Below are 11613 nucleotides of genomic sequence, written 5' to 3'. Positions count from 1 at the left end.
GGCTCGAATTCCGGGAGACGGGAAAATCGCGTGCCTGGCGGTCGCCTGACCGTGGCTAGACACCGCCGTTCATCCGCCTCGTTTCGCTGGCTTACAACGTTGTAAGCCGGGGGTCCCGGATTGGGATAGGCTGTGGACCACGGATGATTGTCGTTACGTTTTTCAACCATGTGGGCGGCGCGGGCAAGAGCTCGCTGACCCGGGACGTGGGCCACACCTTCGGGACCTGGGGCCTGCGGACACTGCTGATTGACCTGGACCCGCAGGCGAACCTGTCGTCGTGGCTGGGCGTGCGTGGTGTGCCGCTGGAGCGGACGGTGCACGACACCGCCGTGGATGACCGGCCGCTGCCACAACCGTACCCGGTGTACGGTGTGGACCTGATCCCCAGCAGCATCGGGCTGGCGCTGGCCGAGGCGCGGGTGCTGGGCGTCACCGGCGCCCAGATGCACCTGCGCACCCACCTGCAGGACCTCAAGGATCACTACGACGTGGTGCTGATCGACTCCCCACCGTCGCTGGGGCAGCTGAGCGTGCTGGGCGCGATCGCGGCCGACCACCTGGTGGTGCCTGTGCCCACCCGCGAGAAGGGGATCAACGGCATCGAGGGCGTCCTGCACGCGCTGAAATCGTACCGGAAGCTCAACCCGACCCTCTCGGTGGCCCTGTTCATCCCGACCCTTTACGACCGCCGGCAACTGCACGACAAGGAGGCCTACACCAGCATGGAGCAGCAGCTCTCGCCGCTGGCGAGCCCGATGCCGTACCGCGCCGCCACCTGGAACGACTCCACCTCCGCGCAGCAGCCGGTCGGGGTGTACGCCGCCGGCAGTGAGGCGCACCAGCACGTGTTGACTGCCGCCAGGGAAATCGCGCAGGCCATCGGCCTGAAGATCGGGGTGCCGCGTGGCTAGGCGGCCGCGACCGGCGGTCGGCGGTCAGCTGGACGCGCTGGTGGGGGGCGGCCGGCTGGAGCAGCTGGTGCACGCCCCTAAGGTGGTGCAGGCGGTCGCGCTCTCGCAACTGACGGCCATGCCCGGCCAGCCGCGCCGGTCCTTCGACCCCGCGACCCTGGCCGACCTGGCCCGCAGCCTGCAGGCGCAGGGGGTGCTGCAGCCGCTGCTGGTCCGCCCCGGCCCGCGCGGGCGCTTCGAGATCGTCGCGGGCGAGCGGCGCTTCCGCGCGGCGCAGCTCGCGGGACTCGACGAGGTGCCGGTGGTGGTGCGCGAGCTCGACGACGCCGAGGCACAGACGCTGGCGCTGGTCGAGAACCTGCAGCGCGAGGACCTCAACCCGGTGGACCGGGTGGACGCCACCGCGCAGCTGATCGCGCAGGCGCTCGAGGTGCCGACCACGCGGGTTCCGGCGCAGCTGAGCGCCCTGCAGAAACACCCGGAAGCGGCTGGGCACCCGGCGCTGATCGCGCGGGTGGAGGAGGTGTTCAGCGTGGTGGGCGGCAGCTGGCGCAGCTTCCTGACCCATCAGCTGCCGGTGCTGCGCTTCCCGGACGACGTGCTGGCGGCCGTCCGGTCGGGCCAGGTCGAGTACACGAAGGGTGCGGTGCTGGCCCGCGTCGTGGACCCGGCCGAGCGGGCCCGGCTGCTGGCTCTGGCGCGCGACGGGGCGAGCCTGCAGGCCCTCCGGGCCGCGGCGCGCCCGGAACGGCAGGTGGATGAGCGGCAGGGCCGGGTCGACCGGGTGACCCGCGCGCTGCGACGGCCAGAGCAGCTTGGCCGCCTGCCGGCCGCCGAGCGAAAGCGCGTCGACCAGCTGATCGCCGAGCTAGACCGGCTGCTCGGCAGCGGCACGGGAACCCAGCGCCGCGCGACCAGCACCACGCCAAAGGCCACCCGGCGGTCCTCCCGCACCCCCTGAAGCGAGCGAACAGCACGTGCGGACCGGTGGCAGGGGAGCCCAGCCGTGCAGGCCGGTGGGACTCAGGCAGCGCGCATGACGCCGCAGGGACCCTGACGACAATAGGTGCCTCGTGCTCGTGGCCCGCCGCAGACGTGACGAATCAGAGTGCGGCGGCTCCTCCACTCGGAGCGGAGCAACGCCAGGTCGCCTGAACCTTCACCTGCGCGGAACCCCCGACCTGAGCCCGCACCGGCGTGACCAGCGCAGCGCCGAAAAAATCGTGTGCACCACAGCGGGCCGTCTGCCTGCCGAAAGGGGACCCCGTCACGCCGGATTCAGGGCGCCGCGGCGCCTCCGGAACTGGTCCCTGAACAGACGGAATACAGGCCATCCGGTGCGCCGGTCAGGCGTCTGGAACACGCGTGACGGCGGGCCGTCTCTGTGCTGATCCAGCACCGATGACCTGACGGACAGGGCGTCGCACACGGTGCAGCCCCGGTGCATCAGCGTGGCCACACCACGGTTGTTTGCTGAGACATACCTGTGGGGTTTCCTGAGACATACCTGTGGGATTCGTCCAACCAGCCTGAGACATACCTGTGGGATTTGGACGTCGGTGCCTGAGACACACCTGTGGGATTCCGGGGAAACGCCACAGGTGTGTCGTACGGGACCGCTGAGACACACCTGTGGAACTCCCTGAGACACACCGATGGGAAAGGCAGCGGCCCCTGAGACACACCTGTGGGATTCGCGCCACCCTGCTGAGACATACCTGTGGGGTTTCCTGAGACACACCTGTGGGATCAGGGCACCACACGGCCCTCCTGGAGGGCCGCGCGCCGCGTCGCTTGGTGGTGTTTTCACCATGAATTAAAACAAAAGATCTTTCCAGAAGTGAGGTAAAGTTGTTCAACACCAGGGAGGATGATGAACGGATCAGCGGTCCCGGCCATGCGTATCGACGACCTCAACTGGGGGCGGCTCAACCTGATCAGCGCGGTCGATCAGGTGGACGGGCAGCGGTCCTGGAACGTCGAGTTTCAACATGGCGGGCGACAGGTGCGGGTCAGCTGCCGCGCGCTGCCGGAACTGTGCGTCCCGCACGGCGTCGACAATGACGTCAGCAGCGCGCTGATTGACCTGCTCGACTCGTCCGGGTTGCCGGAAGACGGCTTGGTGACCGTCTCCGCGTCGGCGCTGATGAGCCTGGCCGGCTTTCACCGCAACGGCCGGTACTGGGCCATGCTGCGGGAAAGCCTGGACCGGCTGCACACCACCAGCTTCGAGGTCAGCGGCGGCTGGCGCGATCACCCCAACCGGCGCTGGATCACCGCGAAATTCCACTTCATCGAGAATCTGGAGTACACCCACCAGGGCGAGTCGGGGTCGTTCGACGAGCGGACCATGATTCAGCTGCAGCTGGCGAAGCCTCTCGTCGCGTCGATGCTGAGCGGCTACACCAAACCGCTCAACATGTCGTTCATGCACTCGCTGAGCCGGCCCCGGACCCGGATCCTGTTCCGGCTGCTTGACGCCATGCGCTACGATCCGGAAAACCCCGAGGCGACCGTCGACGCGCTCGACGTGGGCCTGGTCGAATGGGCCGATCAGTGCAAGATCTCCAGCGTCCGCCCGGACACGGTCCGGCGCGCCCTGCAGTCACCGCATGAGGAGCTGATCCGGCGCGGCTACCTTCAGGCGGTGACGATCAGCGGCCGCGGCCGGAACCAGCGGCTGTTCTACGAATTCACTCCGGATTTCTCGTCCATCAACCCGGTGCTGCTGACCCGCCTGCGGCGCCATGGGGTGACCGACGGTGTCGCCCGCGGGCTCGCCCGGACGTACGCGCTGGCGGTGCTGAATACCCGCATCGACCTGTTTGAAGCGCTGGTGCGCAATGGACAGCTGACCCCCAAAAAGTCCGCCGCGGCCGCGCTGGTGCACCTGATCAAGAACCCGGACCAATACAGCGCGGAGACGCTCCCGCTGCGGCCCGTCCCGGCGCCCGCCCGCCGGGTGTCCAAATCCGATCCTGCGCCGTCCCCGTCCGTCTCGGAGCTCCTGACCACCATGTCGCCGGAGGAGCGCGGCGCCCACCTGATCCGTCAACTGAACCTGCTGCTTCGCGGCAAATTGACCACCCTCGAACTCGACGCGCTGCACACCAAAGCGGTGAATGGGGAGCTGGATGTCGCGGAAGTCTGTGCCGCCGTGCTGAAAGCCAAAACCGCAAACCAGGTGCCGGCGCTGCTCGCCCATCTGCGTGCCAGCGTGCATCAGGCCGAGCTGTTCTGAGGTCACGCGCGGTTGCCTCCGGCCGTGTGCCCATGGGCGCGCAGGGCACTGAAATTTCTTCAGAGGACATGGGCGGAATCCACCGAAAGGCCGTCGGCTGGCGCCAGCCTCGTCCCTGAACAGGTGGACCCGGGCGTGCCGTGGTCGACGTTCCGGGCGCCAGGGGACGGGCGTCGCCTCCTCTGCAGGTGCGGCGTCCACGGCTCACCTGGCCCGTTCCCTGGCTGCAGGACGAGGCCACCCCCGCCGAACGGGACGATCATGCGAACGCCCGGATTCCCCTGACCTGAGCCCGGGTGGAAATCCCGCCCGGGTGGCCTGGACCAGCTCAGGCTCCCGGACCCAGGCCAGGCCGCGGCCTGCTTCCACCAGTACAATCCGGTGAGGCTGGAGGAGAGCAGATGCGGGTCAAGGCATGAAACGCGCGTACGACACGGTGATCATCGGCGGAGGGATGGCCGGGACTGCCGCCGCCCATGAGCTTGCCCGCCGCGGGCAGGGAAAAGTGCTGCTGCTCGAGCAGCACCGCTTCGGTCATCATCACGGCAGCAGTGCGGGCGCGTCCAGAATTTTCCGTCTGTCCCAGCCGCTGCAGCATCACGCGCGGATGGCGGCGTGGGCGTTGCGCGGCTGGCGAACGTTCCAGCAGGAGTATCAGACGCAGCTGTACTGGCCCTCCGGACTGCTCGATCTCGGGACTGCGCACAGCCCCGAACTGACGTCCATCGCCCGTCACCTGACGGCCCAGGGGGAGCCCTTCGAGCGGCTGGACGCCGTGGCGCTGGCGCGCCGCCATCCGCAGTGGCGGCCCGACGACGACTGGCAGGCCATCTTCAGTCCGGAGGCGGGCATCCTCAACCCCAGCCTGACGCTCGAACTGCTGACCGCCATGACCCGGGCGCTGGGCGGCACCCTGCTGGAGCAGACCCGGGTGCAGCGGCTCGACCTGAGTGACCCGCACGCGCCGGTGGTGGAGACCTCCGCGGGCCGCTTCGAGGCGGGCCGCGTGGTGATCGCGGCCGGCGGCTGGCTGCCGAATCTGCTGCCGGACCTCGCCGGGCGCTTCCGGGTCACGCGGGAGCAGGTGGTGTTCTTTCGCCCGCAGCGTCCCGAGGCGTTTGCGCTCGGGCGATTCCCGATGTTCATCCAGTGGACCGTCCCGGAGGTCTACGGCTTTCCGATGTTCCACCTGCCGGGCGTCAAGGTCGGGCTGCACATCAGCGGCCCGGAGGTCAACCCGGACCACCCGGACGGTGGGCCACAGCCGGAGCTGACCGCCACCATGCGCCGGTTTCTCCAGCGGCACCTGCCGGACGCGGCCGGGCCGGAGATGCAGACGCAGACCTGCCTGTACACCACCACCCGGAGTGGGGACTTCGTGTACGACCAGCACCCCGCCTCGCCTCACGTGCTGCTGGTGTCACCCTGCTCGGGGGCCGGCTTCAAGTTCATGCCGGTGCACGGTGAGATCGTCGCCGACTGGACCCAGCAGGTGACGCATCCGCTGTGGAGCGACCGCTTCACCCTGCAGCGCGCGGCGCCCGACCACGGGCCGCCGCGTGACGGCGGGGGATGAGGCCGCAGGTCAACTGAACCGGCAGACCGCCAAGCCTGCAGCTTCAGGGTGCGGTGGGCCGGGCGTCCAGAGTGCGGCCCACCCCACCCTTGTTCTTCGCCGCCGCTTTGTGTTCGCGACGGCTGCTCACCGTGGCCTGCGGGGGTCGGTGCCGTACGCCCGTGGAGGGGCAGACCGTCATCCCCGGCCAGCGTCGTTGCGGCCCTCCCCGCCGCATGGTTCCGGGTCCCCACGCGGCTGGAGTCCGCGCTGCCCGTCGGGGGTCCGGGCCGATCGGGGCGGGACCAGCCAGCCACGGCTGATCCGCCTGAATGCACGCGCGGGCATCACCAGCCCCGCTCGCCTGGGCGGCGCCAACCGCGGACATGCGGCGCTTCGGCGGCCCGGGTGGAGGGCCGCCGCATCTCCTGGACCGGGCGGCGCCGCCCCAGCGTCAGCGCAGCTGCTCAAGGATGGTGGGGTCCTGAATCTTGCGGTCTTCAGCGAGCAGCAGCACCTTGCTGACCACCTCGGCCGTGCGGGGGTCGGGGTCGGCAAACGGCAGGAACAGGCGGCCCTGCTGCTGGTTGTGGACCGGGATGATGCACAGGAAGCCGCCCGGCTGGCGGTGCACGGTGCCGCTGCCGAGGTGCACGGTGTACCGGGCGTGGTGGCCCTCGATGAGGGCGTGGTCGTCCTGCAGCCTGACGTTGCTCAGCTTCAGGAGCCGCAGCGTTTCCCGCAGCAGGGCCGCGCGCATCGCGGTGGTGCTCTGCGTAGCCTCCGGATCGACGCCGCCCACGTGCGCGACCGACACGACCAGGTCCAGGTCGCGCATGGTTTCGCTGAACACGCGTGGCGGCACCTCGGAGAGCGTCAGCGGCTCCCGGGCGCCCTGGGGCAGGAAGTACACGGCGTTCAGGGCCGTGCCCTCCACCTCGTTGGGGGTGCCGTGGCCGAGGCTGGTGTCGATCCAGACGTTCAGGCCCTCGGCGTGCCAGGTCCTGCGGACCCCCTCCTCAGGGACGGCCACCCAGCCGCGCGCCTTGAACAGCGCGGCCGCCCGGCCCGGCTGAACGTGCTGCCCTTGGAAGCGGGGACTGCGTCTGGCGTCCTGCTCGGCGGTGGTGAGCGGGTAGTACTCGCGGAACACCTGCTTGAACGGCTGCGTGACGCCCCGCTCCATCACCTGGGCCTGGAATGCGGCCCAGTGCCCCCCGGTGTACAGGTCGTGCGGGTGCGCGAGCCTCAGCGCCTGCTCGCCGATCGGCTGGGCTCCGGCCGGGGTTTCCAGGGTGTCGCCCTGCCACCAGCCGGCATGCGCCTCATTCACGATCCACACCAGGCTGCGCAGCATCGGAGCGATGACCGGGTGCGCGGCGAGGTCGCGGAGTTCCTGAGGCTGCAGATGGTCACCCCGGATCATGGCGTCCTCGAGCGCGGCGCGCATGCGGGTGCGGGTGGCGCTCAGTTCGCTGACGCTCTCCCGGAGGGCCAGCACGTCCGGGTGTTTCTTCAGCGCGGACGGCACGGCCTTGAGGGCCTTCTCGCCGCGCTGCACCGTCAGGCTGGCGTCCCCTTCCGGCGTGACGGCAATCGCCAGCGTCACGCCGTCCACGGTGACGGTCCGCCCCCAGTCGGGCGCGGTGCGGGCCTCCATGGCCCACACCAGACGCTGCGGATCGGTGTACCCGGCGCTGCGGGCGAGGTTCTGCAGGCCGATGTCCGCGGCGCGGCGTTCGCTGGCCTGCCGCTGCGCGCCGAACTGCCGGGCCGCGCGGCGGAAGTCGCTGATCACGCGGTAGCGTTCCTCCAGCTGCCTGGCCGCCTTTCCCTTCGCGCGGGCCAGGGGCAGCAGGCCCAGGGCGCGGACGGCGTCCTGGTTGCGCTTCTCCCGGATCCGGGCACCGAGCTCCGCCTCGTTCAGCTCGCCGAGGATCGCGCGGGCGTACATCTCCGCACGTTTATGCCCGCCGCTGCTGGACGCATATTTGGCCGCCTCGAGCAGCGCCGCGAAGCGCTCGCGGCCCACGGTCCTGTACATGCTCCGGAACCACGCGACGTCCACCGCGCCCTCGGTCAGGTCGGTGGCGCCGAGCGGTGTGCGTTCGCTGATCTCGGCCTCCCACGCCTGCCGCACGTCCTCGGGGACGCTCCAGTTGCTGTCGCGGGTGTGGGCGTGCAGCCAGTACACGCCGCCCTCCAGGCCGCGCCAGCCGAGCGCGCCGGCCACCAGATTCGCCCATTGTGGCGCGAACATCGCGAGGTCGAGCAGCCGGGCGTCCGGAAGCTTCAGCGCCTGCGCCTGCGCCCGGACACCGTCTGGGGTGTCGCCGGCCTGCGGAAACGACACGCGGATCAGGTGGCTGAACGTCACGTCCCGGCTCTCGTTGCGGCCCTGGTACCCGCGCTTGAGGGGATTGCGGCCCAGTCCGGCCAGCAGCTGCAGCGCCACGGCGGCCCCGTGCACGCCCTGCAGGGCCAGGGCCGGCAGCGTGGCGGGCGTTTCCAGGTCTCCGCGACCGAGCTCCACCTGCAGCACCCGGTCGCGGACGGTCGATACGGCGTCCAGCCAGTCGGGGTGGGTGGGCAGTTCCGGCTTGAGGGTGCGGCGGGTGTAGGTGCGCAGGTCGCTGAAATCGGTGCTGGACCAGTAGCCCTCACGCGCCGGTCGTTCCCCGATCAGCTGATCGAGCAGGTCGTCCCGGTGTGCCCACCCCGCGGCGTAGGCGTGCAGCAGCAGGCGCGTCTCTGGCCGAACGAGCGGCAATTTCGGGAAGGCCGAGCCCTGGTACACGCTCAGGTTCCACAGACGTTCCACCTGACCGGGAGGCCACGCCGTCCAGCGATCGCGGGGGATGAGCGGATGCAGCAGCTCGCGCGGATCGCTGCGCCGCCAGGTGTACTGGGGATCGACCTGCACTTCTGCGTCCAGCGGCAGGTGGGCCAGGGCGGTCTCCCAGGCGTCCAGCGCCATCTCTGTGTCGGTGGGCGTGACGTACAGCGTCCGCAGGGCGGCCACGATCACGCCCGCGAGGTCCGGGTGTTCCAGCCGCAGGGCGACGAGTGGCCCGAGCGTGCGGTATACGCTCCGGTGCCGCAACGCCTGGAGGGTTGCGGCTGGTGACGCTGCGCCGTCTGCACCCCCCTCCTCCGCGAGCGGCTCCAGTTCGGTCTGCAGCTCGCCCTCGGTGGTGTCGGTCCGGGCCACGAAATGATTCAGCGTCCACCACATGCGGGTCAGGTCCCCCGCCTGCGCGTCCGGGCGCGTCTGCCACCAGCCGGTCCAGAGGTCCTGCAGCGGCATCGGCTGATCGTCGCGGCCTGGACGCAGGGCAGAGGGGCGCGCATTGCCGAGCAGGACGGTTTCGCTGCCGTCCCAGCCCACGCCGGTCAGGGGCGTCTCGCGGTGGGCGACGATCACGGCGTCCAAGGTGCGCAGCAGCGCCGCTCCGCGTTGCAGGTCGGCCGGGTAGGGCCGCTCGCGGACGCGGGGCGGGACCGGCCGGGTGAGCCGCGCCGGATTGAACAGGCCCAGGCCGTCGTTCAGTGTGACCTGCGCGCCGGGATCGGTCAGGCGGGCGCACAGCGTCTGTTCGGTGACGGTCCTCGGACGGAAGTCCGCGGGAAGCGTGCCTCCCGTTTCGAGCAGCAGTTGCAGGCCAGCCTGGCGCTGTTCTGCGTTGCCGCCTGCCAGCAGCGCGTGGGCGCTGGCCTGCGCCTGCCCGCCCGCCTGGGCCAGCAGCCGGATCAGGCCCCGGCGCAGGTCCGCACTCTTGCGCTTCAGCAGGGTGTGCACGGCGCCGACCTCGGTGGCGTCCGGCGTGAAGTGCGCCATGACCTTCACGGCCTCCTGGGACACGCTGCTGTTGCGGTCCTGCAGGAGCGAGACCAGCAGCGCGCGGGTGGGGGCGTCGAGCGTCCGTGTGCTGGCGTGGTCGCCCAGGGCGCGCAGCACCGCCGTCTTGCCGTACACGCTCATGCCACCCAGGTGCGGCGCGAGCACCGTGAAGGGCCGGTCCCCACGCAGCACCGGCAGGGCGTCGAGGGCCGTCTCGCGGGCCGGCACCTGGCCCAGCCAGGGGAACAGCAGCGGGTCGTGGCGGGCCGTGTCCGGCAGGCGCAGGGCGTAGCGTTCGTACGCCTCGAAGGTGTAGCCGGGATTGATGCCGCTCCAGCGGTTCAGGACGCTCCCTGCCAGCGCGGAGAGGCGCAGGTCCGGGTCGCCGAGCAGCATCAGGCGGTCGTCGTCGGTCAGCAGCTCGGCGGCGATCAGGAACTGGGCGGCGGCCATGCGGCGGGCCGCGTCGGCGTGCATCAGCAGCGGGCGGGCGAGGTCGGCCGCGTGCACCGCGTCCTGCATGCCCAGCACGAACAGGGCCAGGTACGCGTCCGGTGCCGTGCCGCTCTGGACGGCCTGGCGCACGGCAACCTCGTCGTCCAGGAACGCCAAGGCTCGGGTCAGGTGTCCTTTGACGGTGGGCAGGTCGGTGACGTCGTAGTTCAGGCCGAACCACACGCACGCGGCGCGCAGGGTGGCCGCGAAGCGCAGCAGGTCGTGGTCCAGGACTAGGCGCAGCATGCGCCGGAAGGCCTCCAGGCTGGCCTCGTCCACCGTCTCGAGGATCACCTGCCGCAGCCCTTCCTGCCGCTGCGCCGCGAGCAGCAACCCCTCCGCGAGCGTCCAGGCGTCCTCGCGGGTGCTGGACAGCAGCGCGTTCGGCACGTGGCGGCCCATGCGGGCGACCGGATGCTGGGTGCCGGCCGTGTCGCGCAGCACGGCGAACACCTCGTCGTCCCCATCACTGATCGCCTGCGCCAGCAGCAGGCCCACGCCCTGCGACTGCCAGGCGTTCAGCAGGCCCGCATGCACGGCCAGCCACCCGATCGGCTGCGGGTACTCGCGGGTGGTGGTCCAGGTGCGCCACAGCCACGCCTGTGCGTGGGCGGCCGACAGCCGGTGCCCGGGCGCCCGGAAGGCCCGGCGGGCGTACCCCTGCGGGTACGGATGGCGGGTCATCAGGGCGCCGAGCGTGCGGGCCGCCACGTCCGGGAACTGCGGGAAGAACACGGCGGCGATGGCCGCCCGGGCGGCATCGTCACTGGCCTGCAGCACATCGGTCAGTGCCTCATCCGCGGTGGACAGACCATTGAGCTTGTCCCGGATGACCGCGACGGTGGCTGCGGGCAGCGTGTGCAGCCGGTCCTCGAACCCCGGCTTCCACGGCTGCTGGTACGAGCGGAGGAGCTCCTGAACGTCGCTGCTCATCCGCCCGCCAGCGCGGTCAGGCGCAGGAGCAGCAGCGTGCTGTCGGGGCGAAGCGTGACCGGTTCGTCCAGCTGCTGAAGCTGCCGGTCGTCCACGAACACGTAGTACAGCCCGTCCCCGAAGGCGGTCAGCGCGGCGCGGCCGGCGGTCTCGGCACTGACGGCGCCGCCTCGCTGCTGTGGCGCCACGCTGATCCGGCCGCTGTCGGCGCCGGCCTGGACCTCCTGTTCGGTCAGGAGCCGCAGCAGCCCCACGCGGTCCTGCCGGTCCTGGTAGGCGGCCACCTCGACCTCCACCAGGTGAAGCAGCAGGTCTCGCAGGGTGTGGGTACCGTCCGGGAGGTCGACGGGGCGGCGTTCAAACGGGGTGCGGCGGCCAACGAGTTTCGTTTCGACAATCATGACAACCTCGTACAGGGGAGGGAAGAGCGACCGTGATGCTGCTCACCGTTCAGCCTAGCGCACCAACCCGAATTCGTAAATAGCGTAATCAAACAATGAATTCTGGTAGGTTTGTACTGTTCGTGGCGGGTCACCGCAGCAGCGAGGCCCTGCACCCCGGTCCGTTCCCGCGCACCAGTCTGTGGGCATCCGCCTGTGGCAGCCCGGTGCTTCACCGCTGCCGCTCAGGCGTG

The 11613-nt window shown here is 70.4% G+C and carries 6 protein-coding genes; 4 read left to right on the top strand and 2 right to left on the bottom strand.

Going from position 1 to position 11613, the window contains the following annotated elements; genetic code table 11:
* Nucleotides 1–143: 143 nt before the first annotated feature.
* The 4 genes from ABOD76_RS02800 (at nucleotide 144) to solA (ending at nucleotide 5731) form a co-directional block, all read left to right on the top strand.
* Nucleotides 144–914, top strand: coding sequence for a ParA family protein (locus ABOD76_RS02800; protein WP_350241244.1), 771 nt, complete (start codon nucleotides 144–146; stop codon nucleotides 912–914).
* A complete protein-coding gene (locus tag ABOD76_RS02795; RefSeq protein WP_350241242.1) occupies nucleotides 907–1875 on the top strand; it encodes a ParB/RepB/Spo0J family partition protein in 969 nt (322 codons plus the stop codon). The genes ABOD76_RS02800 and ABOD76_RS02795 overlap by 8 nt, the downstream gene beginning before the upstream one ends.
* 936 nt (nucleotides 1876–2811) lie before the next feature.
* Nucleotides 2812–4155, top strand: coding sequence for a replication initiator protein A (locus tag ABOD76_RS02790; RefSeq protein WP_350241240.1), 1344 nt, complete (start codon nucleotides 2812–2814; stop codon nucleotides 4153–4155).
* Between the two features lie 415 nt (nucleotides 4156–4570).
* The gene (gene solA / locus ABOD76_RS02785) at nucleotides 4571–5731 is read left to right on the top strand and encodes an N-methyl-L-tryptophan oxidase (protein WP_350241239.1); all 1161 of its coding nucleotides are present in this window, start codon (nucleotides 4571–4573) and stop codon (nucleotides 5729–5731) included.
* Nucleotides 5732–6164: 433 nt separating this feature from the next.
* Here the strand turns inward: solA and ABOD76_RS02780 are convergent, their stop codons facing one another.
* Both ABOD76_RS02780 and ABOD76_RS02775 read right to left on the bottom strand, forming a co-directional pair.
* Nucleotides 6165–10979, bottom strand: a complete 4815-nt coding sequence (locus ABOD76_RS02780; RefSeq protein ID WP_350241237.1) for a DUF5724 domain-containing protein — start codon at nucleotides 10977–10979, stop codon at nucleotides 6165–6167.
* Complete coding sequence (locus ABOD76_RS02775) at nucleotides 10976–11380, bottom strand: hypothetical protein (protein ID WP_350241235.1); 405 nt, start codon at nucleotides 11378–11380, stop codon at nucleotides 10976–10978. Before ABOD76_RS02775 ends, ABOD76_RS02780 begins: the two co-directional genes overlap by 4 nt.
* Between the last annotated feature and the right edge of the window lie 233 nt (nucleotides 11381–11613).

The organism is Deinococcus sonorensis KR-87 (genome assembly GCF_040256395.1).
Lineage (GTDB): Bacteria > Deinococcota > Deinococci > Deinococcales > Deinococcaceae > Deinococcus > Deinococcus sonorensis.
The sequence above is the reverse complement of the archived record's forward strand: the minus strand, read 5'-3'. Positions and strand labels throughout refer to the sequence as shown.

What these genes read in the sequence shown, in the direction of transcription:
- ABOD76_RS02800 (WP_350241244.1), top strand. Translation starts at nt 144, where the DNA reads ATGATTGTCGTTACGTTTTTCAACCATGTGGGCGGCGCGGGCAAGAGC.
- ABOD76_RS02790 (WP_350241240.1), top strand. Translation starts at nt 2,812, where the DNA reads ATGCGTATCGACGACCTCAACTGGGGGCGGCTCAACCTGATCAGCGCG.
- solA (WP_350241239.1), top strand. Translation starts at nt 4,571, where the DNA reads ATGAAACGCGCGTACGACACGGTGATCATCGGCGGAGGGATGGCCGGG.
- ABOD76_RS02780 (WP_350241237.1), bottom strand. Translation starts at nt 10,979, where the DNA reads ATGAGCAGCGACGTTCAGGAGCTCCTCCGCTCGTACCAGCAGCCGTGG.
- ABOD76_RS02775 (WP_350241235.1), bottom strand. Translation starts at nt 11,380, where the DNA reads ATGATTGTCGAAACGAAACTCGTTGGCCGCCGCACCCCGTTTGAACGC.